Consider the following 24,019-nt stretch of genomic DNA (forward strand, 5'->3'; position numbering starts at 1 on the left):
AATATGGAATACAATCAAGAAAGTATTAACGAAAATATGCGCTTGTAATCAGAAAAATACCTATACATAGGTAAAACGGCAGTGCTTATTCAACTCTCAGAAGAAGGCTCTTCCGGCTTTCTATTGCCAACCTTAATCAGAACCATCCCGATAGCTATCCACAGCAACTCGCGCAGCCGGGTAATCAGCCCCACATAAACGCCCAATGCCGCAGACATGTGCAATCCGTCCACCGCCAACGCCAGACCACCCTCACGCGCTCCCAACTGCATCGGGAAAAAGAATATCAGATTGCTGAACAGAGAAGAGAAAGCCAGTATCAGCACACAGTCCCACCAGTTGACATCCGGAGTGAAGACACTCAGAATGATATAGATTTCAATACTGGAAATGATTCGGGCGGAAAGTTCCAGCAGCAACGAACTGTAGAAGGTAATCTTATGCTGGCTATGCAGCAAAGCTATCTGACTGTCTATCTGCTCCAATGTTGCTTTCCGGATGGCAAGGAAACGGCGTGCCCATTTCTTTACGAATGGAACCTTTTGCAGGAAAAGGAAGGTTTTCACCGTCATGCCGTTCTTATATCCGCGGGAAAAGAAATAGATGGCCAATAAACAGAAAGCACCTGTTGCAGTAAGCAGCGCAGCCATGAAAGAATTAATGGGATACAGGGCAATGTAGAGGAAGATGGAAAGGAACCAAAACCAGAAATGAGAAAAGATATGCATCATTACATACAGAATGACGGAGGAAGTGGCTTTACTGACACCAACGTAAGGGGTCAGTTCCATAATCCTGTATGGCTCGCCACCCATCAGGCCGCCGGGAGTGGCATAGTTAATGGCAAAGCCTGTGATGGACAACTTACAGACCGTCCGGAAGGGAACATGATATTTACGGTCGTCCCTGATTATCAGATACCAGGAACAGGTATTTATCAGGTAGACAAAGAACCATAGCAACATGATTACCGGAAACCAGAAACCGACTCGTTTCAGGTTCTTCCAGATGTCGGAATAATCCATATCGAGCGTGCAAAGCATAATGGCAATGGCGAGTATGCCGAAAAGCAGAAATAAGTTGCGGTATTTATTCTTCATTATTACTTCATTTGCAGGGCATATATATGCAGCCTGCTGGATATATAGATGGGAAACATTGGATATATAGATGCAGGAAGCCGGTTATTAATCAAGCATATCATGAAAGATATTTCCCAATGTTTTTCCCAATACCGGATGCATTACATCGGGGGCAATCTCCGCCAGTGGCTCCATCACAAAACGTCGCTTCTGCATCAACGGGTGGGGGAGTTTCAGGGTAGGAGTATCAAGAACAAGATTGCCGTAGAGCAACAGGTCGACATCTATCACACGGTCACCATACACACCGTTCACTGATTTATGGGTACGCCCCATCTCCCGCTCGATAGCCTGGGTTATAGAAAGTACCTCCAGTGCCGGAAGCGAAGTCTCCGCACAAACAGCAGCATTCAGGAAAGCATTATCAGAAGCAAATCCCCACGGGGCAGTAGCATAAAAAGCGGACAGGGAAACAATCTTCCCTATCCGCTCTTCCATATGTTGCACGGCAAGACGGAGGTTCTGCTCCTTATCGCCGAGATTCGTTCCTAAACCGAAATAAACGTTCATTACTTGTCTGTAATCAACATCGCATCCCCATAGGTACCGAAGCGGTAACCTTCCTTCAAAGCCACGTTGTACGCCTCCATCACCTGGTCGTAACCACCGAAAGCGGCAACAATCATCAGCAATGTGGAAAGCGGCATGTGGAAGTTGGAAATCATTGAGTTCGCTACCGTAAAGTCGTAGGGAGGGAAGATGAACTTATTTGTCCAACCTTCGTATGATTTCAGGTGTCCGTCTGTGCTCACGGTGCTCTCAATGGCACGCATCACGGTAGTACCAACGGCACAAACCTGTCTGTTCATATCTTTGGCACGGTTTACGATGCTGACAGCCTCTTCGTTTACAATCATCTGCTCAGAGTCCGTCTTGTGCTTCGTGAGGTCTTCCACATCAATATCGCGGAAGTTACCCAAACCGGCATGCAATGTGATATAAGCGAAGTCGATACCCTTGATTTCAAGACGTTTCAGTAACTCGCGGCTGAAGTGCAGACTGGCAGTAGGAGCCGTCACCGCACCTTCGTTGCGGGCAAAGATGGACTGGAAACGTTCTGAATCATCCGGCTCTACAGGACGGTTGATAATGCTATGAGGCAGAGGGGTTTCGCCCAGTGCATACAAGGCCTTCTTGAACTCATCGTGCGGACCGTCATAGAGGAAACGGAGCGTACGACCACGGGACGTCGTATTGTCGATAACCTCGGCTACCATAGAGTCGTCGTCACCGAAATACAGCTTGTTGCCGATACGGATTTTACGTGCAGGGTCCACCAATACGTCCCACAGACGAAGTTCTTCATTCAACTCGCGCAAAAGGAACACTTCAATACGGGCACCTGTCTTCTCCTTATTGCCATACAGACGGGCAGGAAATACCTTGGTATCGTTGAAGATGAACACGTCCTTGTCATCAAAGTAGTTCAGGACATCCTTGAATTCTTTGTGTTCAATCTCGCCTGTCTTTCTGTGCAGCACCATCAGGCGCGACTCATCTCTGTACTTTGTCGGGTGCAAGGCAATCTTCTCTTCCGGAAGCTTAAATTTAAATTGCGATAGTTTCATATTATTTGAGTTTTTAAGTTTTAAGTTTTTGAGTTCATTAGTAAGCTACGAGCTACAAGCTACAAGTGCCATGCGGTTTATAGCGTAGCCACTTGTAACTCGTAGCCTGTAGCTTGTCACTCTTCTATCTCCTGAGCGTCTATCCACTCCTTGAAATCCATCGGGTCAAGGCAATCCGCCAGCCGGACATCTCCCACGCGGGTACGTTCCAAGGCTGTCAGATGGGCACCGCTCTGTAGCGCCTCACCGATGTCGCGAGCCAAGGCACGGATATACGTACCTTTGCTGCATACCACGCGAACCTTGATTTCCGGCAGGTTGCATTCCAGCAACTCTATCTCGTCAATCACCAGCAACTTCGGTTTCAATTCTACTTCTTCGCCCTTGCGTGCCAGGTCGTAGGCGCGCTTGCCATTCACCATACAAGCGGAAAAAGCGGGGGGCACCTGCTGTATCTCACCGATGAATGTTTTTAATGTCTCTTCCACCAACTCCCGGGTGATGTGCTCCGTGGGGTAAGTGGCGTCTATCTCGTGCTCCAAGTCGTAGGAGGGAGTGGTGGCGCCCAACTGAATGGTGGCAACATACTCCTTCGTATGATATTGGAACTCTTCAATCCGTTTCGTAGCCTTACCGGTACAAACAATCATCACCCCTGTGGCCAGAGGGTCGAGCGTGCCGGCATGGCCTACTTTCAATTTCTTCACTCCCATCCGCCGGCAGATGTGGTAACGTGCATGTCCCACGACCTTGAATGAGGTCCACCCCAGCGGTTTATTGAAATAAAGTACTTCTCCTTCTTTAAATTTCATTCGTTATCCTTGCATTTGTGACAAAACGATGGTTACAATACCGGCAATCGCACAATAGATGGCGAAGTATACCAGCTTGCCCTTCTTCACAATGTTAATCATCCATTTACAAGCCAGGCAACCCGATACAAAAGCGGCAATGAAACCTATCAGCAATGACAGCGTTGAAATGCTGCCTGCAATATCTTCACCTTTCATCAACTTCAAGCCATCCAGCAATCCTTCGCCCAATATCGGCGGCATCACCATCAAGAAAGAGAATTGAGCCAGTTTCGCTTTATTATCACCCAACAATAGCCCTGTAGCAATCGTGGTGCCCGAACGTGAAAGTCCCGGAAGCACGGCGCAAGCCTGGGCCAGACCGATAATGAATGCATCTTTCATAGATATATTCTCTTTCTGCTTCGGCTTATAATAATAGGAGAACGACAGCAAAGCAGCCGTCACCAGCAACATGCAGCCCACAACCAGCAGGCCCGAACCAAAGACAGCTTCCACTTCATCTTTAAAGAACACACCTACAATACCTATAGGTACCATCGAAATCAATATATTGATTACATAGCGTGTCTCGTCATTCATCTGCCACTTGAACAGTCCCTTGAATATCCATTCGATTTCCTTCCACAGGACCACCATCGTACTGAATACCGTGGCTACATGCACCACTACCGTAAATGCCAGATTCTCTTCTCCTTCGATGCCAAACAATGCCGAACCGATAGCCAAATGTCCGCTACTGCTTACCGGCAGATACTCCGTCAAACCCTGGATTAATCCCAGGATGAGCGCCTCAAACCATTCCATGTAATCTAATTATGAATTATAAAATATAAATTATGAACGATGCAGGTTGTCATTCTTTCATTTCTTGTCCACCACGTGGTTTGCGTAATACGGCGTATATCATGAGCAAGAAACCCACAAGGCAAACCAACGGAGCTACCTTGATACGTCTCGCACTAAAAATATCCGGTTCAAAGTGTGTCGGCGTGGACACCGGACCGGTCATCAGGATAAAACCGATAATCACCACCGCCATTGCAACGGCAAGCAGGATAAAGTTGGTCTTATCGAAAGCAAATTTCTGTTTACTCATCTCTTTTATATTATAAATAACATTACTATTCTACTAATTACTCACCTATATATAATACAGCGTGCTCGCCTTCATCCGCAGGAACTTATTGATGGAGAGATACGCGCAGAACCACGTGATGCACACCCCGAACGCAAGCACCGAAGCGGAAACCATCAACATGACGTCGGGCGTAATTACACTAATCAGGTCGGGTTCGTACACCACCAGCCAATATGCGGCAGCCCATAAGATGCCATCGGCAATGACAGCCGCCAACACACCAATCCAGAAATTTCGCCACAGGAACGGACGTCGGATAAAGCCCCAGCTTGCCCCCACCAGCTTCATTGTATGGATGAGGAAGCGTTTGGAGTAAATGGTCAGCCGGATAGTGTTGTTTATCAATGCAAAGGATATGAAAGCCAGTAATACAGCCAATCCCAGCAGCATCAGGCTGATGTTACGGATATTCTCATTGACCATATTTATCAGGTCTTCCTGATAGCGCACTTCCTGCACATTGGTATTCTTCTTTATTTCTTTTTCTATTTTAGCTATACTGTCCGTATTCGCATAGTCGGAATGCAGCTTCACCTCGATGGAAGCGTGTAGAGGGTTGTATCCCAGAAAATCCTGCGGGTCTGTTCCCATCGCCTCAATCTGTTCGTGGAGTGCCTGTTTCTTCGAAATATATTCGGTGGAGCGTACAAAAACTTCCTTGTCCAGCCTCTTCTGTAATTTCAGAATATCAGCCTCCTTCATATCATCACTGATGACAATGGAGAAATTAATATTCTCCTTCACATAGACGGAAAGATTATGAGCAGTCAGCACGAAAAACACCACTAATCCCAACAACAGCAACACCAACGTCGTACTGATGCTGGACGTGATGAACTGCATATCAAAGTAGGATACAGAATTATTTTTGCTTTTCGTCTTCATGCCTTACCACCTTATTTATCTATCTTATTTCTGCTTTTTCCTGAACACATAAATCATCGAACTGCTCCGCTCCTTACTTCCCAATGCGCTGAACCACGCCAGCGTACCACTGAGCATCCCCCGGAAAAAAGTCAGGGAATGACCCATATATTTCTCGCTTAGCATCGACACATAGAATGCATCGAATGGCATAGGATGGCGCGCAGCCAATATAAGTTCATGCTTAGCTCCCAATCTCTGGATGCTGCCGGGTGTAAAATGCCACAAATGCCGGGGAACATCATAAGCAGCCCAATGCGCACCGTATTTCTTTGCATCATACGAAGAGCAATTGGGTACGGCAATAATCAGTACACCCTTTTCCGTCAGTAGGTTATTTAGTATGTCCCATGTCTCATTCAGGTGTTCCAGATGCTCCATAACGTGCCACAACGTAATAACATCAAAGCTACCGGGAGCAAAATCCTGTAATGCGGTATGAGGCTTTACATCAAGATTGAAGTGTTCCTTGGCAAATACACGCGCCTGCGTATTCTTTTCCACGGCCTCCACCTGCCAGCCCCGCCGCTTCATGGCATCGGCAAAGTATCCTGTTCCCGTACCGATGTCCAGTAGACGCCCCGTCTTGCGATGTGCTTCACGAGCCACCAGACGGGCTTTACGACCCAGCATATAACTGCGCACCCAGTGGTACACCTTATTCATGAGGCCTTTTTTCGTATCAGAATGGGAAATGTAATCGGGAGTTTCATAATATCTGCCTATCTCGGCCTCCACAGGAAAATCCTGCGTAAAGAGAAAACCGCAATCCTGACAACGGCACAGATAAAATGCTTCGCTGGAAGCATAATGGTCTATGCAAGTCATAGCACGCTCTATATGCGCACTACCGCATACCGGACAGACTTTTATGGTGAGTTTATTCATTGAACGTTCTGCAATAATGAAGCGCAGCCCGAACCGGTCGGACCGCACTATACCCGAATTTGGTGCAAAATAACAAATAAAAAGTGACCTATAGGGCTTTCTTTAAGGAGTTTTAATAAAAGAGAAAGACATGATACACTTATCAGAGTTTTGGCACACCTTCATAACACTTTTACACCCGCACTCAAAATTTTTCTCCAAAAACAATCAGTGTTCGATAATAAGCGGACAACTGTCCGATAATGAACAGCTACGTCAATACTGTATTTACTGATATTCAACAACTTACCACTTTGGCACAGGAATTGACTATTATTAAGCGAAAGCGGTCAGCAAAAAAATAAAGTTCATCTGCCACTTTTCAACAAGTAGTTCCGTCTAACAGATAGAGCGAAAGCCCAATAGAAATAGTAACAATTAAAAAATAAAGATTATGAAAACTACAAGTTTATTTAAAGCAGTCGCATTGGTAGCTATAATGATAGCAAGTGTTCTTAACTCCGAAGTGAAAGCTCAGGACGGTTTCATAACTAATCAGGTGATGAACGGCGATTTAGTCGCTTCAAAGACTATCTTCAAGCAGGACGGCTCTTACCTACGTAACCATATGCAATATACTTTCACCTACGACGACCAGAACCGCCTGGTAAGCAAACAAGCTTCCAAATGGGATGGTGTGAAAGATGCATGGGTACCTTATTTCATGATGACCTACCAGTACAGCGATAATGAAATAACCATGAATTACGCCCGCTGGAATGAGTCTCACAAAGCTTACGACGAGGCTGTTCAGAAAAGTGTCTACGAATTGAATGATGAAAATATGCCGACGGCCTACAAAGCCTACAAGCAAGATAATAAATCAGATTGGACTCTGGTGGACCACAAACAGATGGACTTCACGACTAATCTATTGGCAATTGCAAGATAAAAATACAGAAATTAAAGTTAACAATTAGGTAAAGCACGGACCGGGAGGTTCGTGCTTTCTTTTTAAATGGGAAACTCATTTAGCAACCAAAAAAAGTTTTACCGAAATGCAACTTTCTTAGTAGATAGTAACGTCTAATAGAAAACAAAGAATAATAACCATTTAAAAATAAAGATTATGAAAACTACAAGTTTATTTAAAGCTGTTGCATTGGTAACTTTAATGATAGCAAATGTTCTAAACTCCGAGATAAAAGCTCAGGATGAATTTATTACGAATAAGGTGATGAACGGCAAATTGGTCGCATCGAAAACAATCTTCAAGCAAGAAGGCTCTTACCTCCACCGCTATATGCAATACACTTTTGCGTACGACGCCCAGAATCGTCTGGTGAGCAAAGAAGCTTCCAAATGGGATGGAACAAAAGGTACATGGACCCCTTACTTCAAGATCACCTTCCAATACAGCGACAATGAAATAATCACAATTTATGCCCGCTGGAACAAGTCTCACAAAGCTTATGATGAAGCCGTTCAGAAAAACGTCTACGAACTGAATGATGAAAATATGCCGACAGTATACAGAACACACAAGCAGATGAATTCCACGACCAATCTACTGGCAATCGCAAAATAGGAATTAAAGTTAAAATTCAGGTAAAGCACGGGCTGAGAAGTTCGTGCTTTTACATATTACCCGGAATTCATTCACAATGCATCACTTTTACCAATATAGTATCCGCCGGAATGGTATCCTGAGGGGCAATGCTATCTCTATTATTATGCAAAATCGGGGGATTTATTTTCAGCTCATGAGAATCACCCGGTGAAAAAGTCCCTCCCCTCTGAGTGAGGAAATAATAACAGGCCCCTCCCCCCATCAATATACAGGTCACTGAGGCCGCCACCATCCAAATACGAAATGGAATATTCCGTCGCTCTTTCTTCCCTATAGACTGAACCATGAGACGTAAACGAACCAATTCTTTCCCGCATTCTTCACAATTCAGCAAATGCTGTTGAAATTCCGTTTCCTCCTCCCGACTCATCCGGTTTTGTATATATAACCAGATATCGGAATGCTTATACCCACATTGCTTCTTCATTTTACTACCTCCTCTCCCACAACAAAGGGCACATAACCTTTGTGTTTATATTCAATAATCAGACTGACCGTCCTTTTTTTCAGATACTCTTTGCCACGGCTAACAGATTTCCGCAGATTATCCAACTTTCGCCCATCAGACGCCCCATACAATGTCCAGGCAATTTCTTCATACTTTTTATTCTCCACATAAAGCATTGATATAGCTTGTGCCACATCCTGCATGCCTTCCACTAATTCATCATAAACCCTGCCATGCCCATAACTCAATATATCCGCCAAAGCACAACAAACATCATATTCATTCTTCTCATTCACTTCAAGTAAATAGGCAAACCGGCCATCTATCTTTTCCGAACCCGGCACAACGGAATCCTGACATTCCAGATACTGCCAATCTTCATCTTCCAATAGAATTTCCTCCTGTCTTTTCTTTTCCGTCCTAAGCCATTCACGAAATTTATTACGCCCGGTCATCTGTAATGAGTTTAGCAGATGGCGCGCCGATTCAACCTGAGCTAATTTTCCCCGCTCCAATTGCTCCTGGACAGAAATCACCGTTTCCATACTCACTTCTTTCACCGCTTCCTCATCCTCCTTATTCTTCTCTACCACCAGAAAGCGGATAAAGCGATGAATTAACCTCCATATTTCTTCCCAGAATTCATTATCCTTTACTAACAAACGCTCATATAGCAATGTGTATTTCAAAGGGAACAAAGAACATACCCCATTGATACAGCTTTTTTCCAATTCTCCGGGAGAAGCAAACAGTGTACCGTTACAACACATTTCCTGATAGAATTTCATGAAAAGGTCCGAAGACAATCTAAAAGCAACTGTCCTTCCGTTTTCCATCTTCAACTCCTCGTCAATCGTTGCTTCCGTCTGCCGCCTTTGAATAGCAGATAATGCATTTTGTGAGAGCCGCCTCACCATTCGAAACATGCAATGTTTCTCCGCTTTCCGGCGGAAGAACTTTGCAAATCCTCTCCGGGAATACCAATTACTCAGCAAATGTTCCTTCCACTCTCTAAATTCTACCAAAGAGCAGCCATCTGGCAGGAAAGCATTATTTCCACAAGACAACTCTTTCACAGCAGCCCGTTTATCCGTAACAAATCCGCTATCCTCCAATGCATAACGTTCACATTCTTTCGTTACTATTTCTTCTATCAGTTGATTATTCGTCATAGTCTTATCACTTTAGGACGCTTGTTTTTGCAGAAAGGCATCACTTGTCCCACTTTTGCATTCATGTAGGTAGGATCACATATGATATAATTTTCCCCTTTCAACTGGACATAAGCGCCTTTCAAATCCTCCTTAGCCATATTGACAGCAGTTGCCACATGCCCCGGATAATCGAGCAACAACACCTCTTTTCCAAAAAGCCGGTTGACCAGATGAGCAAAAAGAATAGAACGGTCTTCACAATCACAAGCCGGATAATAGAAGTTTTCTTCTATAAAAAATGGTTTCTCGTAACCAAACTGCTCATGGTCCGTTTGATAAGAGAATCCTGCCTGCACCCACAAGAGGAGTTGGTTAAGAACTTCTGCCAACGGTTTGTCTACCAACTGGGCAGAAAGAGACGATAGTAATTGCTTCATCAACTTATCGTCAGGAGTTGCACGGGCATACACCGACAGTTCACATGACGGATATTCTTTATAAAACCGTATCTTATTCTGATTTACTTCTCCTTTCACTTCCAATCCGGCCGCCTTGATGCAAAAAGCTTTCGGCTGCATGGGAAGTAGCAGTTCCTTATCAATCATTAATGACAGATAAGGAGTCTGAATCAACTTATCCGGCAACTGATAGGTAAATATGTTCGAATAAGATTTCAAGTCCTTATCAGAGATAACATAATACGTGCGCCCATTCATCTCCAGATAAGAGCAAGCATACACCTTCTCACGGATAGGAACCAACAAAACCAGAAACCGGTCTATCCGAGCCAAGCGTACATCGTAGCCGGACTGTACTAAAAGAAAGTGCTGGAATACTGTCCGGCAATCCTCACCTTGCAGAGTCGAGAGCCGGGCAGCCACTTTCTCCACCAGCAGAAAATAAGCCCAGTCATTCATCTGCATTTTTTCTTTATAGCGGAGCATGTCGGCCAATAAAGAAGAAAAACGGCTGTTAGCTATCTCCTTCCACAGATACCCTACAGCTCGTTCTGTGACTGCAGGCAGAAAAAACTGGCGGTTCTGATAATGCACCCCCAATTTAGCCCCAAAGTAATCCAATAGCAGGGAATCTGCAGCTTTCCGGGAGAAAACCTCTGAAGAAATCCTATCCGGTATATTTTGTTCCGCCTCTTCTTCCGCTGCAAGTGCCTGTTCAGCTTGGCTGTTTATCACTTCCGCTGCACTCACAAGTACTTCACGATAATTCTTCTCTTCCTGAGCCAAGATAGGAGAGAGTGGTTTCGGTGTTTCGTCAGGAGTCTTTCCCTGAAACAAATGATACTCTTTCCATGCCTTGCTCAAAAAGTCTATATACTCTTTATTGATTTCTTTCCGGAAATCCCCATACTCACCTTGCAGCTCTTTGCGGAAGTCGATAAATTCATCTCCTTCAGATGAGTTGCTATTCTGCGCAGATATCCGTACCGGAAGACAGGCGAAGAGAAACAAAGCCAACAGCATAGATCTAATCTTCATCAAAGCGAAAGATTAACAGATTCATTATTATCAAAGATAATCCTCACATTTCCAGACTTGTTTACAATATTTTTTATAAATCCCGTCTGAGGGGCGCCCGTGCTAAACCGAAAGATGGGTTTCTCTGTTGCATCATCAAACGAGTAACATACCAATACGCGATTTCCAGTTAAACCATTTCCAACAATAAATACAAAATCCGTATACTTACTGTTTGCATTATAAATCCGTGGATAGAAAACAGTATTCGGCTTCTGATCTACGGGATTTGCATAAAATTTCCAGGCATGCTGCCCACTTTGCAAATGGTTTTTCTTGAAGTAATCAAGTATTGCCAATCGGCATTTAGAGGATTCAATACACTCTTTGGCATCATTATTATCCCACACTCTGTCCAAAAGAGCAAAATCCAGTGAGTCGAGCAAGTAAGGTGCAGCCATCACTCCTTCCTGTCCGTCCACTTTTACTTCTGCCCAGTCACCGAGTTTGTTGTATGTGATTACTCTCGTTCCATAAGGCACTTTTCTTAAAATATTGGACTCTATTCCTGCCGTTCTCGAAGAACGGAGAAATACATTGTTGGCCACAACGTATGTACGAGGTGCATCTTTGTCTTTGGCATAAGGCACATACCACAAAAAATATGTCGATATTCCTCCAACAGCCAACAGTACACCTGCAAGAATGGAAATAAGTACTATGTGCCCATTCTTTGACGAACGAACCATCGGAGCAGCAGTCTCTACAGATTGCACTCCGGCAGTCTTCCGGTCTTCTTCCTTCGCTTTTGTTTTCCAACTTTCCCTGATTGCATCAAATGAATCATCTTTCGCAACGGAAGAGGGTTGAAATCTCTCTTGTTCCGGCATGGCAGCACTACTTGTTTCCGGTGCAGGATTAGAAGCAGACGGCCAATATGCCTTGTATTTATCGTCCGATGTTTCTTCTGCAGGTGGCGTAACTGTAGAATCAGATATTCCAGAAGAAACGGAAGAATCAGGAGTGGAAATTCTCTCAAGCATGATTATTTTAGCAGCTCTGACAAGCCGCTCATTATAATCTTCTTTATGTTGCAATATGGTTTTCAGTTCCTCATCCGAGCGCCTCCTTACCTGATTCAGGAATTCATCCGCCTTTTCCTGTGCAGGATTCCTTGTCGGTCTTCCGGAACTAATAGAGGAACTACTTGAGGAAAACAGCATTACCATTCCGCCGTATACAATCCAGAGAGTATGCCCAACACCAACAACTGCAAGAAAAAATATCAGGGAAAACAAATATAATAATGCTACTGCTGAATTATAATCCGTAAAAGAATCAAATAAAGACACGTTATCAGATACAGCAATAGCTCCACCTACTATAAAGCATAACCATCCTGCTATACACCAGATAAGTGCAGTACAAAAATATTTCCGATGTTCCTTCCTATGAATACCAATAGTCGTCCAAGCGGAAAATTGCATCACCAAACCAGCTAACAAAGACAACACGGCACCGGCTCCTATCCCAAATCCACCAAATCCGCTACTACCTCCATCAATAGTTTTATATAACAACATGATTCCCGCAGTGACTGGCATCCATGCCGTATAAAACGACAACCAAGGCAGTCGTTTGAAATATTGTACTATCGGATTAGCTATATACAATATCAAAATGAAATACAAAAACAGTATAAACTGTGATACTGGCAGAAAGGAGGAGTCTGCAAAAGATGATGAAGAACGATTCATCTTGGCAATCAGATTAATCCCGTCAAAAGCAGAATATGAGGTATCATAAGACATCCCATACGTACTTCGCCCGCCTATTTGAAGTGTGACCCACGGCAGAAACAAACATATCAGCAATATTACAGAACATACTATTTCAGTGATCTGAGATGTTGACCTACCTTGTAAATTTTCTCCTGCATTTTCCATATTTATATCAAATTAGAAATCAAAATAACCCGACTAATTTCAGTTCACTGTCAAACTGAAAGAATATCGTTTAGAGCTACCTTCCGGCCTCCAAACTCCGGAGAACGATTTCCCGGGTATCCATTTCCCTTTAAAAGTTCCTGCCCTTTCATTATTGCGATAGGCAGTCAAGGTAATATTATCCTCGTTTAGTTCATAGTGTTCTTCATCTATACTTGTAGTTCCACTCAGTTCATAGCGTTTCTGCTCCGCTTCAAAATAGAAGGCTCCATCTATCCGTCCACCATAATTAGGTATCTCCATCCTTATTTGACCAAAATCATCGACAAAGCCGCTATATATATACCCCTCTGTAAGTTTAAGGTTTTCCTTAGGAGGCCGGTTATCCATTTCTTCTTTAGTAAAGAACAACTTATCATAGTTAATCATTGTTTCTGCCATTCCCTTAGAAAATAAATAGTTACGTGCATCCTTAATTTTTATTGTTTTCCAAAGCCCTCCTATCAAGTAATCGGATTCTATATTCAATCGTGTAGGCTTGTATCCGGTCCTATAATCAGATTCATATATTCCTACCGGAAACCAATTATTTGTAGGTGTGATGCAGGCAGAGACCGTCTCAGCATCCACTTTTTCCCGAAAACCGGGAAATACTAAAGCAGCAGGATAACGGTAGGTTTTTCCATCCTCCAAACGAAGCGCTATCACATCTTCCTCTATATCATATTTCATTTGGCACAATTGAAGCTTTCCGTTATAATCTGCGACTACAGAGAATTTTCCTCCATCCAAAGGTTCAGTTGTGACAGTTGCCTCTAATGAACTTTCCGGGAAGAAAAATCTATTGTCATAAAGCAAACCATTACCGGCATTGGCAAATCCCCATAGATATAAGGGTAGATAAGCAAAAGCATAAGGTATATCCTCATCATCCGGTTCGTCATTGCCCTTCAGAATAGATTTTAATCTGAACATTCTGCCATCTTCTTTAGAAAGATATTTAAAAACAGGTACAATGGCAGAGGATGGCACAATAACTGCAGGAACATATTCCTTTTTTTTCCAACCTTTAACCATCATACTTACTTTATAGTTTTTCACTGAATCAAGATGCTCTTCTTTCAGTTCAGAATAAGGATAAGCCATCACTTTCTTACTGAAAAGCAACTCTAAAAACAAAGTATCATTCCTGTGATAGTTTCTGCATAAATCAAATTCCTCTAAACTTTTCACATTTTGGCTGCCGCTGAATTGTACAATAGAGATATTGCTTATTTCTTCTCTGCTGCTTACCATCTTATCAAGATTGCAACTCGCAAAAATGACAACCGCACTCATCAATAATAAAATCTTTCTCATAATATCAGATTATTAATGTAACGTTAAAGAGAATAAAAGCGAAAAGCCAACCCGTCTATTTCGCTACAAAGGTTATTCATCTGCTCGTAAATATAAATATCCTTACTCTCATATTCCTTTTTCAAAACATCTTCCACTAACCTTTTAAGGGCATATTCCTTATTGAAGTCACTCTCTTTTTCCTTATCTTTTTCCTTCATGTATTCAAATACTGCATAAGGAGTTGCCTCTATCAAAGCAAGCGTATCAATTCTTTTACCGTTTACGATTACATAATTAATGGCAAATGCAAACTTATATTTGCTAAGAACAGTTTTAAAGTCGGACGATTTAATCGTTTCATCAATCTGGAACTTTACCATAGGTGAGTCCCTGACTACAACAGGAGCACTGAAAGGGCTACTTATCTCTGCAGAATGATAATGAGAGAACATATCCGAGAAGGAAGGCTCTTCATCCATTTCAAACAAATCATAATCAAATGATACGCCATCTACGGTTCCACGAAGTGGTGTCACTTTTAGTACAAACTTCTTGGAAGTTACAATAGGCTCGCCTCCCCATGGGGGTTGCATATATTCCTTTTCAATATCAGCCAAATCAACACGAACATAATTCGTAGGTCCATGGGTATCCCAATAGCGCTGCCAAATATCACAAACGGAGTCTGCCGAAGCCTGATAATGACCATATTGCGATTCCCATCTTTCAGCAAACTCTTTTCTGTGTGATTCCTGAAATTCCGTATCCAATATCGTACTTACAAATTTGTAGAACCGTTTGTAAGTCAAGTCCTGCCACATAGCTTTCTGGGAGGAGGTCTGCAAATAGTTTCTATGCATTTCCACAAACTTGTAAGCAAAAGAAAAACCAGGTTCCTTCTTCACAGCATTCTCTACTTCTTCCAGAGTAAGTGGTTCTGCAATAGTTCTGTTTAGAGCACTATCGCAAGAAACAACCAGAAGAAGGAACATGGTTCCTATAATTATTTTAGCTATCTTCATAAGCCCTCTGTTCAGTCCGAATTAACGAAGCATCGCTTTTATAAAGCGGAATTCCTTCTTCGGGAAGAATCGAAGTCCTACCTGTACTTTCATTGTAGCAGGTTGCCCGTCCACAAGACCGGGATTCCATTTAGGCATCATATTGACAAGCCGCAAGGCTTCCTCGTCCGCACTCACCAAAACTCTGGCCTTCAGTTTTACATTTTCTATTTCTCCGGTTTCGGTGACAGTAAATTCAATAATTACCTCACCCTGCCCCGCACTTGCTATTGCAGGCTTTTTAGGTTTAGCATTTCTGTTAAAGAACTCCTTCATAGCTTCCTGACCACCGACGAATTCGGGAGCACTGTTCTGCGCTACCAGATTAAATGACACTAAACAAAATAACCCCACTAAAAAAATAATCTGCTTTTTCATAATGTATTTTTATTTAAATGAATAATAAATCTTACCACTTTATATCTTCAAACTTCAGTTCCGTATTCAGCACCTGCCAGGGTTCCGACTTTTTCTCTATCGTAATCTGATAACGTGCTACGGAATACACATCGGAAGGTACATTTTTCAGGACAATCTGTCCCGGGATAGAGACATTCTTAGGAAACAATACAGGAAGTATGTTAGCCGCTTTATTGGATATCTTAAACTCACTATTAGCGGAATCATATGAGTTCCCTTTGTTATCAAGCCCTCCGTAACTTTTAAATGTAAGTTTCACATCCTCGCCCGTGTTCGTCACAGTAAACCGGAATTCAACCGTATTACCAACCCTGGTGCATCCTGCAAACTCTGTCTTTAGTTTTGTATCCCAGGGAGTGACCGCCCCGCAACTGCCTCCATCCGGCTGTTCGCCGCCACTACTCTCATTCAATGAAACGGAAACTTCAACAGAAAGCGATTCGCCTTCTGCATCTATCAAAAGAATGGCTGTCTCGTCTTTCTTAATCCGACTGCGATCTATATTCACTACAATGGTACTTTCTTTGGCAGACGCCGTACTTCCACTTGCAGGCGTCACACTCAGCCATTCCGCCGAAGATGCTTTGGATACAGACCACGAAATGGACTTACCGGAAGTACCAATATTCTGTATAGTAAATGTTTTGCTTGTTGACTGGCTGCCGAAGTTGAGCGAAGCAGTACTCAGCCGGATAGCAGAAGCCCCCCCTTTCAACACCATATCTCCGGATGCTTTCTCACCGGCTATCACCGTTATCCGTTTAGTATTCGTCTTATAACCTGTTTTAGATATTTGAATGGTATACTGACCGGGTTCCAAATCCTGAAACTCATAGCTCCCATCGCTGCCTGTATTTGCCGTTTTCCCATAAGGAGAAAGCCCCACATGTGCATCCTGCACCGGTTCACCGTTATCCGAATCGTTCACAATCCCGTAAATCGTTCCTGTTGTTTCCACTTCATCTTTGACGCAGCTCTGAAACAATCCGCAGGATAACAGTAAAACTCCGCCCATAAACAGGTTACCAAGTAATTTAGTCTTCATACATATTTATATTTTGTTATTTATTCCATTTAAAACCGTATAGCCAATGCCATACCGTTACAATCTCCCGCTGACGGATAAACAGCCAAGCGCACAGGTTTGCGTGTGATACTTCTTTTACGACCATTAGCCACAAGAGCATCAATCAAATTGTATACATACAAAGCCGCCGCCCCGCCGATGCACACATTGCGGACATTTTCCCAATTATCAACTTTTGTATTGTAAATTTTCAGGTGCTGAGGCTGCTCACGCATCTTCTTCACATACGAACTACGCAAATTCTCCGCTACTAGAATGCCGGTCACTAAAGCGACCTCTCCTCCAAGTATGCAAACCCCTTTGGCAGTATTTCCTTTATAAAGCTGTCCCCATCCGGGAACAATCAGCGACCGGGCAAATCCTCTCATTCCATACTTCCGGCTAAACGACAAACGGTCGAAATCCGGATTCACCTTGTCAGCAATTCCATACAGGGAGTAACAACGATAAACCCGCTCGCCGTTCGGATAAACAACATATTCCCAGTATTCATCATATTTACAGGAAACCACCGTCACTTGCTCACCCTGTATATCATAAGAAAACCGATAGTTTTCACTTTCAGAAGATTTCCCGTTTTCCTGCTCAAGCTGAATCTCTGCAACCGCCTGTTCACTGATGCGGTGCGTCCTTTTAATATAGGTAGAAAGATTCAGCAGGCAACTGTGCCTTGCATCCTGTAAGTTCCGATGTTCCCCTTCTGTTATCTGATAATGGAAACCACCATTACCGGGCTTCGGAGTTTTATTTGCCAACCAGGCCGGACGTAGCTTTTCAGAACGTTCCAGCACCTTTTGGGCACAAACATGCAAGGGAGCACATGCTCCCAATACAATAAGCGTAATAAAGAAAATGCAATAGCTTTCTTTAAAAAATATCTTTTTCATAAATGCTGCCGTTGTTTATTCCACCTCACCATCAATGAACTTTTCCACAGACTTGGCATATTCATTACGAAGATTCGACTCTTCCAATGCATCCCTGATGGCCTGCGAGCGTTTCTTCCGCGCCGATTGCTTATCCACCAGATAGTAAATCTCATAACTGTTGAGACCATCTACTCCCTTACGAATCAAGGCAAAACTCTCTTCCAGTTCTCCTTTAATCGCTCCCTGAAATTTACTGATGCAAGCTTCCTGAAAACGGTTATACTCCGCAGGAGTTTCCGCCCCTTCGTCCACACCCATATCCCGCATAGCCTTTCCCCTCAGGTCTTGCCCCATTTTGGCAGCCATCTCCACAGATGCGGCATTAAGGGCAGCAGCCCTGCAAACGGTCACAGAACGACAACCGGTAGATGTACCAATTACTTCATAGAGGTCCGGATTTGCATCCATCTTTGCATAATGTTCGCTGAGTTTTCCTCGTAAAGTGCGGGTGTTCCCATGAATTTGCCAACCGGCCTGTTCCAGTTGCTGTAACTTCTCATTTAATTCATCCATACGCGTGTAAGTTGCTGAAGAAGCCTTTTTAGAACTGCCACAAGAAGCTAATAATGTCATGACAAAGGCCGCCAGAGCGACGGTTAAGAGTGCTTGTTTGTTTCTCATAATTCTTATCTATTTTAATTGTTTTGTTCTGAATAAAGTGGTATAAAACGAGCTAATTTCCTTGTATCCCTAACCAAAAAATCTACCAGATTTCACTAAAAAGAAAAAAGCCAGTTTTTATACCACTCTTACTCTAATTTTACTTTTTTCATCCGGTAAATCTTATTCGTCTACATAACTATTGAACGAAACATTAAAAATGTGACAGCAACAACAAACTTTTTTTCATAGTATTTTTTGAAGAAATGAAAAAAGGCGTGACGCTGCTTTTACTTATCCAATAGTGAGGCTCTGGTAAACCCGAATACAAATAAGTAAAAAACAGTCCACGCCCTATGCTTCAACAAGGGTGTAAACACGTACTATACTTATTATTCCTGTATTCGAAAGAAAATTTACCAGATTTTCACTATCAAGAAATAATAATTATCACATTTATATAATCATGTCATTGAAAAATCCTCTCTTTATAGAGCTAACTTTTCAATGTGACAAAATTAATGTAAAATTTTAAAGAAAAGAATGAAAAGAGAAAAAATCACAGATATTTTTCCCACAGATAGCGCAACGGGCCAAGCAACCTTCCGATCACACTCCGTTCATCCGTCATAACTTCCGCTATTCCGGTAAGCTCCCCATTAAATTCTAACACCTTGCCATATGATGTACATAAATCCTGTGGTAAACTTACGGTAACAGTATACATACTATCACTATCCGTCAAAAGAGAAACAGATACTACCGTTCCGGTCAGGAAACCGAATTCCATATAAGGATATCCCGTCACGCTGATATTTACCCGTTGGCCGAGTTTTACCTTGCCCGAACCTGTGACGGGCAGTTTTATCTTACCAATGATATCTCCCGTCCGCGAGGCTACAATGGAGAAAACCTTATCTCCGCTGTTCACATTCTGATTCTTCTGCCACACGTTGTTATAAGAAAGTATACCATGTGCCGGACTAATGAAAAGATACATCATTTTCCACTCTTCAATGCTCACCTGTAACTCATTATAAGCTGCTTTTAAGGCTGTCATAAGGCTGTTAGCCTCCCGGCTCCGCTCCATCTGGGTTTCCAGAATATTCTGCTGCAACTGTGCCTCCTGTATTTTAGCCGAAGAAAGCGAAGTCATCATCTGCTCTTGTCCCTGCTGCCTGTTCAGAAATACTTGCTTAGCCTCTTCATAATCCGACTGTGCCGTTAGCCCTTCGCCAAAAAGCTTCTTCTCCCGACTATGCACAGTTTCAGCTATTCGCACCTGCTCTTTGTCCAGCTCTGCCTGACGCTTCAAGTGCACTATATAGTTGCGATATTCCTGCAATTCTTTACGGGTAGCCTCTATTTTCTGTTCGTAAAGGTCTAAAGAAAGGAAATTACGATAATCCGTCAAACTCTTGATAAATGTGGCATAAACAGCCTGTATACTACCCAGAGCCAAACGTTCGGAAAATACTGTCCTGTGTATACAACTATCCGTCAGACAGAAATCCTGCAACACCTTCTCCAATAACAATACATCTTTCGTCTCTGCCGGATTTTCCAGTACGGCAATGATTTTGCCTGCTTCTATCCGCTCTCGATCCTTGCCATATACCTCCTTTATTTTCCCGCTTCCCCGCGCCACGATCCATACAGGCGGATGCTCCGTAGTAACCGTGATGTCTGCACTCACCACATCCGGATACTTAAAAAAGCATCCTCCGATAAAGAACATAGCCAACACAGCGAAGAATACCGTGATTCCCCACCTCACCAGCGCATGCGGCGGACGTGTCAGTATCTCCTGCACCTCCTCACATCTCAGTTCTATATCTTTATCCTCTTTCTCCATAACTTTCAGACTTCCGATTTATCAGAGTTCCAACTGATTTTTCACTAACCTGTAATAGATGCCTTTCACTGCTGTAAGTTCTTCATGTGTTCCCATCTCTGCTATATGTCCTTGTTCTATTACTACTATCCGGTCCGCATTCCTGACGGTACTCAGTCTGTGAGCTACCACTACCGATGTCCTTCCTTCAAAAAACTTCTGCAAATTTTCCATGATGATGCGCTCATTGTTAGCATCCAGTGCATTGGTTGCCTCGTCGAAGAAGATAAATTCCGGATTCTTATACACAGCACGGGCTATGAGGATACGTTGTTTTTGTCCCTGACTCAATCCATGCCCTTCCTGTCCTATTTTGGTGTTGTAACCCAGTGGTAATTCTTCAATGAATCCATGTATGTTTGCCACTTTTGCTGCATGGCGCAGGCATTCTTTATCGATGTGTTCCACTCCCGGCGCAATGTTCCCCGCAATGGTATCGGAAAAGATAAACCCGTCCTGCATCACAACGCCACACTGTTTTCTCCACTCCCGGATACTGTAGTTCTCCAATGGCGTATCTCCCAGCAGTATCTGCCCGCATGCAGGAGGATAGAAGCCCAACAACAGTTTTACCAGAGTTGTCTTCCCACTCCCACTCATGCCAACCACGGCTGTCTGCTTGCCTGCCTTTATCTCCAAATTGATGTTATCCAGTGTAGGAAATTCGTTCAACGGGTCGTATTTAAAACTTAGATTCTCTATTCTCAAGTCTTTTCCCACAGGTATTTCCCGTATCAATTGTCTTGTCGGTTCTTCTTCATCCGGCTTGTCACGCACTTCGCCCAGGCGGTTCATGCTGAGGCGCGCGTCCTGCATGTCACGTGCAAAAGCTATCAGGTCATTCACCGGACTGTTCAGTTGCCCAATGATATACTGTACGGACAGCATCATACCCAACGTCATTTCTCCCCGTACCACAAGACTTGCCACCAGACCCGTAATTATAATATTTTTCGTCTGGTTTATCAATACCGCTCCCGAATCCTGATACTGCCGCAAGGCAAGGCTGCGGATATTCACTTTGAACAGTCGTGCCTGTATTCGCTCCCATTCCCAACGCTTCTGCTGTTCGCAGGCACTCAACTTTATTTCCTGCATGCCATTCACCAGTTGCACCACTGTGCTCTGGTTTGCACTTTGCTGTGCAAAACGCTTGTGGTCCAGTTCCGCACGTTTCTTCATGAATAGCCAGACGTATGCTATATAAAGTCCACTACCGCCCATGAAGATAAGAAATATCATCCAGTTATAAAGCAACAGTACAGCACCGAAGACTACGATATTGAATGTAGAGAATACCATGCTCAGACTGCTTCCCGTCAGGAAATTCTGAATACGCGTATGATCGTTGATGCGTTGCAGGATATCACCTGTCATCTTAGTATCAAAGTATCCCATAGGAAGCTTCATCAGTTTAATCAGGAAATCAGAAATGAGGGCTATGTTAATACGCGTCCCCAGATGCAACAATATCCAGCCACGGATAAACTCCACGGCACTGCTACTGAAGCTCAACATCAGTTGAGCTATCAGTATCAGATATATAAAACTAAGGTTCTGGTTATTAATTCCAAAGTCCACAATGGACTGGGTGAGAAATGGAAGCATTAGTTGTATCATACTGCCTAAAAGCAGGCCTAATAGCAGTTGCCCCACCAAATTCCGGTAAGGGTGAAGATATAAATACAAGAATCCGAAACCTTTACGATTAATAGGCTCATCTTCATCCTTCATGACATAAAAATCGGGAGTAGGCTCCAGCAATAGCGCAACACCTGTATCTTCTTCATTTTTTCGTGAACTTATCCAACAACGGCAAAATTCTTCTTTGGTATATTTCAGTTTTCCTGCTCCGGGATCGGCAGCCCATACCTGCTGATCATTTATTTTGTAGACTACAACAAAATGCTGCTGATTCCAGTGTACGATGCAAGGCAGAGGAGCTTCTTGAAGTTTTGCATAATCTATTTGCACGCATATACTTCGAAAACCAAGTTTATCTGCTGCCTCGCTGATACCTAACATGGATACACCTTCACGGGTGATGAATGACTTTTCCCTCAACCCTTCCAGTGAATAACGTTTACCATAGTAAGCGGACACCATGCGGAGGCAGGTGGGGCCACAGTCCATGACATCATGCTGGATGTAGTGAGGGAAAGATTTCATAGCCATATAATCCTAAAATATTTTGAACACAAATGCTCTCAAAATCTCATTTTTGAATAAGGCTGTCTAAAACTTGTAGGAGTCTTTCACCATGCAAATCTTTGGCAATGATACGCTGATTATTATCTATCAAAAAATTTGTAGGAATTATTTCAATGTTTAACTGCCGTAATAATCTGGATCGTTGTCCATTAGGATATGTCCCTATTAAATGCTTAAACATTTGTGTCGAATCCTCATTTATAGCTCTCTGCCAAGCTGCTCGTTTATCGTCAAGAGAAACAGCATACACAGCAAAATTATTAGGATACTTCTGCAAAGCATATTTAATTGTTGGCGTTTCTTGGCGGCATGGCTTGCACCAACTTGCCCAAAAATCGACTAATGTATAATCTATACCTAAACTGCTTGTAGAAATTTTATTTCCTTCTATATCAAAGAAAGCAAGTTCCAATTTATTCCCTAAAGATAGATCAAGCAAATCAATTTGAGGTCTATTCTCCCTCAATTCAAAAAGTCTGTCTCCTGCTTTCTTTGACCCTTCGGATATAGGAGCAAGTTTTCTATTACTCACAGACTCCTGTAACATAAGATGCTCAGGGAATTTTTTAGCTAGCAATTTTGATAGTACTTTTATTTCTGTTTTTTTTTCCGGAAAATCTATTGACAATATAATATAAGCATCATAAACAATATGCCCCAATTTAGCCGTTTTAAGCCTGTCCATTGACCTAATAAACCACTCCGCTTTGAGATGGTTAATGCTATCTTTTTCATCCCTTGAAATTAAGTCCTGCAATTTCGAACGATATGTAATTCTCTCTCTCCAAAAGGCGTATAGACTATTGTTAAATTCTCCTTTAACTGCTTTTTTATAATAAAAAGATTCTCCGTCAGATTCTTCTATATTCATTATGACACATGAATCCGGTTCCATTGGAAGCGAAAAGTTAGGACCATTTTTTGAAAATAGTACCGCCGCTTCACATTCGATAGGTATATTTGCCTGCAGCTCTACTGTATGTTGCCCTTTTTCAATAAATGCAGAATCAAATATAACTCTTTCATTACCTGAGACCCACTCCTTGAAACCATACAGATAAACCCATTGATCCTCGCTACAAACATAATTGTCCAAAAGCAAGACAATCTTTGCTCTTTTCTCCTTGAGGTCAGAATTTACCTTTTGGGAAGAAAAACCTAACATTATTGTAAATACAGCAGTTAAAGATATGCAAACAATAAATTTCATAATGACATACTTTTAGTAAGAAGAAAAGCCCAAAGTTGCAATTTATAAAAACATTTAGACATATAAAAATCCATAATATATTTATATATCAGCAGACTTTTGGCTTTCCTAATTAGAGATTAAGTTCCATAAACAGAAAGAAACCTTAAAAACAGGCTC

23 protein-coding genes are annotated in these 24,019 nt (G+C 42.7%); 2 read left to right on the forward strand and 21 right to left on the reverse strand.

The window, feature by feature from the left end; translation table 11 throughout:
• Positions 1–89: 89 nt before the first annotated feature.
• The 8 genes from QZ135_RS09540 to QZ135_RS09575 all read right to left on the reverse strand — a co-directional run bounded on the left by QZ135_RS09540 (position 90) and on the right by QZ135_RS09575 (position 6,475).
• A complete protein-coding gene (locus QZ135_RS09540) occupies positions 90–1,100 on the reverse strand; it encodes a lysylphosphatidylglycerol synthase transmembrane domain-containing protein (protein WP_294608372.1) in 1,011 nt (336 codons plus the stop codon).
• Positions 1,101–1,187: 87 nt separating this feature from the next.
• Complete coding sequence (gene folK / locus QZ135_RS09545; protein ID WP_294608374.1) at positions 1,188–1,652, reverse strand: 2-amino-4-hydroxy-6-hydroxymethyldihydropteridine diphosphokinase; 465 nt, start codon at positions 1,650–1,652, stop codon at positions 1,188–1,190.
• Complete coding sequence (gene queA, locus QZ135_RS09550) at positions 1,652–2,710, reverse strand: tRNA preQ1(34) S-adenosylmethionine ribosyltransferase-isomerase QueA (RefSeq protein WP_009130071.1); 1,059 nt, start codon at positions 2,708–2,710, stop codon at positions 1,652–1,654. Before queA ends, folK begins: the two co-directional genes overlap by 1 nt.
• A 116-nt stretch (positions 2,711–2,826) precedes the next feature.
• Positions 2,827–3,522, reverse strand: a complete 696-nt coding sequence (truB, locus tag QZ135_RS09555) for a tRNA pseudouridine(55) synthase TruB (protein WP_294608378.1) — start codon at positions 3,520–3,522, stop codon at positions 2,827–2,829.
• Between the two features lie 3 nt (positions 3,523–3,525).
• Complete coding sequence (locus tag QZ135_RS09560) at positions 3,526–4,329, reverse strand: undecaprenyl-diphosphate phosphatase (RefSeq protein ID WP_294608381.1); 804 nt, start codon at positions 4,327–4,329, stop codon at positions 3,526–3,528.
• A gap of 49 nt (positions 4,330–4,378) precedes the next feature.
• Positions 4,379–4,621: a DUF3098 domain-containing protein gene (locus QZ135_RS09565; protein ID WP_294608384.1), complete on the reverse strand. Its 243-nt coding sequence runs from the start codon at positions 4,619–4,621 to the stop codon at positions 4,379–4,381.
• A 45-nt stretch (positions 4,622–4,666) separates the two neighbouring features.
• Entirely contained in the window at positions 4,667–5,548 is an 882-nt protein-coding gene (locus QZ135_RS09570; protein WP_294608386.1) for a permease-like cell division protein FtsX, read from the reverse strand.
• Positions 5,549–5,572: 24 nt separating this feature from the next.
• Positions 5,573–6,475 (reverse strand): class I SAM-dependent methyltransferase, encoded by a 903-nt coding sequence (locus QZ135_RS09575; RefSeq protein ID WP_294608389.1) that lies wholly within the window; start codon positions 6,473–6,475, stop codon positions 5,573–5,575.
• A 433-nt stretch (positions 6,476–6,908) separates the two neighbouring features.
• On the opposite strand from QZ135_RS09575, the gene QZ135_RS09580 reads away from it, so the two are divergent.
• Together QZ135_RS09580 and QZ135_RS09585 are read left to right on the forward strand one after the other, a co-directional pair.
• Positions 6,909–7,406 carry a DUF3836 domain-containing protein gene (locus QZ135_RS09580; RefSeq protein WP_294608390.1) on the forward strand — a complete coding sequence of 166 codons (498 nt, stop codon included), beginning with the start codon at positions 6,909–6,911 and terminating at the stop codon, positions 7,404–7,406.
• A 177-nt stretch (positions 7,407–7,583) separates the two neighbouring features.
• The gene (locus tag QZ135_RS09585; RefSeq protein WP_294608392.1) at positions 7,584–8,042 is read left to right on the forward strand and encodes a DUF3836 domain-containing protein; all 459 of its coding nucleotides are present in this window, start codon (positions 7,584–7,586) and stop codon (positions 8,040–8,042) included.
• A gap of 67 nt (positions 8,043–8,109) precedes the next feature.
• Here QZ135_RS09585 and QZ135_RS09590 read toward each other — a convergent pair whose 3' ends face one another.
• The 13 genes from QZ135_RS09590 to QZ135_RS09650 form a co-directional block, all read right to left on the reverse strand.
• Positions 8,110–8,511, reverse strand: a complete 402-nt coding sequence (locus tag QZ135_RS09590; RefSeq protein WP_294608394.1) for a zf-HC2 domain-containing protein — start codon at positions 8,509–8,511, stop codon at positions 8,110–8,112.
• Positions 8,508–9,704, reverse strand: coding sequence for a hypothetical protein (locus QZ135_RS09595; RefSeq protein ID WP_294608396.1), 1,197 nt, complete (start codon positions 9,702–9,704; stop codon positions 8,508–8,510). The genes QZ135_RS09590 and QZ135_RS09595 overlap by 4 nt, the downstream gene beginning before the upstream one ends.
• A complete protein-coding gene (locus QZ135_RS09600) occupies positions 9,701–11,182 on the reverse strand; it encodes a hypothetical protein (RefSeq protein WP_294608398.1) in 1,482 nt (493 codons plus the stop codon). The genes QZ135_RS09595 and QZ135_RS09600 overlap by 4 nt, the downstream gene beginning before the upstream one ends.
• Positions 11,182–12,972, reverse strand: a complete 1,791-nt coding sequence (locus tag QZ135_RS09605; RefSeq protein WP_294608400.1) for an SH3 domain-containing protein — start codon at positions 12,970–12,972, stop codon at positions 11,182–11,184. Before QZ135_RS09605 ends, QZ135_RS09600 begins: the two co-directional genes overlap by 1 nt.
• Positions 12,973–13,146: 174 nt before the next feature.
• Complete coding sequence (locus QZ135_RS09610) at positions 13,147–14,466, reverse strand: hypothetical protein (protein WP_294608402.1); 1,320 nt, start codon at positions 14,464–14,466, stop codon at positions 13,147–13,149.
• A 23-nt stretch (positions 14,467–14,489) separates the two neighbouring features.
• Entirely contained in the window at positions 14,490–15,470 is a 981-nt protein-coding gene (locus QZ135_RS09615) for a hypothetical protein (protein ID WP_294608404.1), read from the reverse strand.
• Positions 15,471–15,491: 21 nt separating this feature from the next.
• Positions 15,492–15,887 carry an energy transducer TonB gene (locus QZ135_RS09620; protein ID WP_294608406.1) on the reverse strand — a complete coding sequence of 132 codons (396 nt, stop codon included), beginning with the start codon at positions 15,885–15,887 and terminating at the stop codon, positions 15,492–15,494.
• A 31-nt stretch (positions 15,888–15,918) separates the two neighbouring features.
• The gene (locus tag QZ135_RS09625) at positions 15,919–16,974 is read right to left on the reverse strand and encodes a carboxypeptidase regulatory-like domain-containing protein (RefSeq protein WP_294608408.1); all 1,056 of its coding nucleotides are present in this window, start codon (positions 16,972–16,974) and stop codon (positions 15,919–15,921) included.
• A 29-nt stretch (positions 16,975–17,003) separates the two neighbouring features.
• Positions 17,004–17,903 carry a DUF5683 domain-containing protein gene (locus QZ135_RS09630; RefSeq protein WP_294608411.1) on the reverse strand — a complete coding sequence of 300 codons (900 nt, stop codon included), beginning with the start codon at positions 17,901–17,903 and terminating at the stop codon, positions 17,004–17,006.
• 15 nt (positions 17,904–17,918) lie between these two features.
• On the reverse strand, positions 17,919–18,566 hold the full coding sequence (locus tag QZ135_RS09635; RefSeq protein WP_294608413.1) for a hypothetical protein: 648 nt from the start codon (positions 18,564–18,566) through the stop codon (positions 17,919–17,921).
• 538 nt (positions 18,567–19,104) lie between these two features.
• Entirely contained in the window at positions 19,105–20,400 is a 1,296-nt protein-coding gene (locus tag QZ135_RS09640) for an HlyD family efflux transporter periplasmic adaptor subunit (RefSeq protein WP_294608415.1), read from the reverse strand.
• A 21-nt stretch (positions 20,401–20,421) separates the two neighbouring features.
• Positions 20,422–22,608, reverse strand: coding sequence for a peptidase domain-containing ABC transporter (locus QZ135_RS09645; protein WP_294608456.1), 2,187 nt, complete (start codon positions 22,606–22,608; stop codon positions 20,422–20,424).
• A 46-nt stretch (positions 22,609–22,654) separates the two neighbouring features.
• Positions 22,655–23,860: a TlpA disulfide reductase family protein gene (locus QZ135_RS09650; RefSeq protein ID WP_294608417.1), complete on the reverse strand. Its 1,206-nt coding sequence runs from the start codon at positions 23,858–23,860 to the stop codon at positions 22,655–22,657.
• Positions 23,861–24,019: the final 159 nt, after the last annotated feature.

This window comes from uncultured Bacteroides sp., assembly GCF_905207245.1.
Taxonomy (GTDB): Bacteria; Bacteroidota; Bacteroidia; order Bacteroidales; family Bacteroidaceae; genus Bacteroides.

Excerpts from the sequence above, each read along its gene's own strand:
- QZ135_RS09615 (WP_294608404.1), bottom strand. The coding sequence starts at position 15,470 with ATGAAGATAGCTAAAATAATTATAGGAACCATGTTCCTTCTTCTGGTT.
- QZ135_RS09570 (WP_294608386.1), bottom strand. The coding sequence starts at position 5,548 with ATGAAGACGAAAAGCAAAAATAATTCTGTATCCTACTTTGATATGCAG.
- QZ135_RS09575 (WP_294608389.1), bottom strand. The coding sequence starts at position 6,475 with ATGAATAAACTCACCATAAAAGTCTGTCCGGTATGCGGTAGTGCGCAT.
- QZ135_RS09650 (WP_294608417.1), bottom strand. The coding sequence starts at position 23,860 with ATGAAATTTATTGTTTGCATATCTTTAACTGCTGTATTTACAATAATG.
- truB (WP_294608378.1), bottom strand. The coding sequence starts at position 3,522 with ATGAAATTTAAAGAAGGAGAAGTACTTTATTTCAATAAACCGCTGGGG.
- QZ135_RS09605 (WP_294608400.1), bottom strand. The coding sequence starts at position 12,972 with ATGTCTTATGATACCTCATATTCTGCTTTTGACGGGATTAATCTGATT.
- queA (WP_009130071.1), bottom strand. The coding sequence starts at position 2,710 with ATGAAACTATCGCAATTTAAATTTAAGCTTCCGGAAGAGAAGATTGCC.
- QZ135_RS09630 (WP_294608411.1), bottom strand. The coding sequence starts at position 17,903 with ATGAAAAAGATATTTTTTAAAGAAAGCTATTGCATTTTCTTTATTACG.
- QZ135_RS09645 (WP_294608456.1), bottom strand. The coding sequence starts at position 22,608 with ATGAAATCTTTCCCTCACTACATCCAGCATGATGTCATGGACTGTGGC.
- QZ135_RS09600 (WP_294608398.1), bottom strand. The coding sequence starts at position 11,182 with ATGAAGATTAGATCTATGCTGTTGGCTTTGTTTCTCTTCGCCTGTCTT.
- QZ135_RS09595 (WP_294608396.1), bottom strand. The coding sequence starts at position 9,704 with ATGACGAATAATCAACTGATAGAAGAAATAGTAACGAAAGAATGTGAA.
- folK (WP_294608374.1), bottom strand. The coding sequence starts at position 1,652 with ATGAACGTTTATTTCGGTTTAGGAACGAATCTCGGCGATAAGGAGCAG.
- QZ135_RS09635 (WP_294608413.1), bottom strand. The coding sequence starts at position 18,566 with ATGAGAAACAAACAAGCACTCTTAACCGTCGCTCTGGCGGCCTTTGTC.
- QZ135_RS09625 (WP_294608408.1), bottom strand. The coding sequence starts at position 16,974 with ATGAAGACTAAATTACTTGGTAACCTGTTTATGGGCGGAGTTTTACTG.
- QZ135_RS09610 (WP_294608402.1), bottom strand. The coding sequence starts at position 14,466 with ATGAGAAAGATTTTATTATTGATGAGTGCGGTTGTCATTTTTGCGAGT.
- QZ135_RS09560 (WP_294608381.1), bottom strand. The coding sequence starts at position 4,329 with ATGGAATGGTTTGAGGCGCTCATCCTGGGATTAATCCAGGGTTTGACG.
- QZ135_RS09540 (WP_294608372.1), bottom strand. The coding sequence starts at position 1,100 with ATGAAGAATAAATACCGCAACTTATTTCTGCTTTTCGGCATACTCGCC.
- QZ135_RS09585 (WP_294608392.1), top strand. The coding sequence starts at position 7,584 with ATGAAAACTACAAGTTTATTTAAAGCTGTTGCATTGGTAACTTTAATG.
- QZ135_RS09590 (WP_294608394.1), bottom strand. The coding sequence starts at position 8,511 with ATGAAGAAGCAATGTGGGTATAAGCATTCCGATATCTGGTTATATATA.
- QZ135_RS09565 (WP_294608384.1), bottom strand. The coding sequence starts at position 4,621 with ATGAGTAAACAGAAATTTGCTTTCGATAAGACCAACTTTATCCTGCTT.
- QZ135_RS09640 (WP_294608415.1), bottom strand. The coding sequence starts at position 20,400 with ATGGAGAAAGAGGATAAAGATATAGAACTGAGATGTGAGGAGGTGCAG.
- QZ135_RS09580 (WP_294608390.1), top strand. The coding sequence starts at position 6,909 with ATGAAAACTACAAGTTTATTTAAAGCAGTCGCATTGGTAGCTATAATG.
- QZ135_RS09620 (WP_294608406.1), bottom strand. The coding sequence starts at position 15,887 with ATGAAAAAGCAGATTATTTTTTTAGTGGGGTTATTTTGTTTAGTGTCA.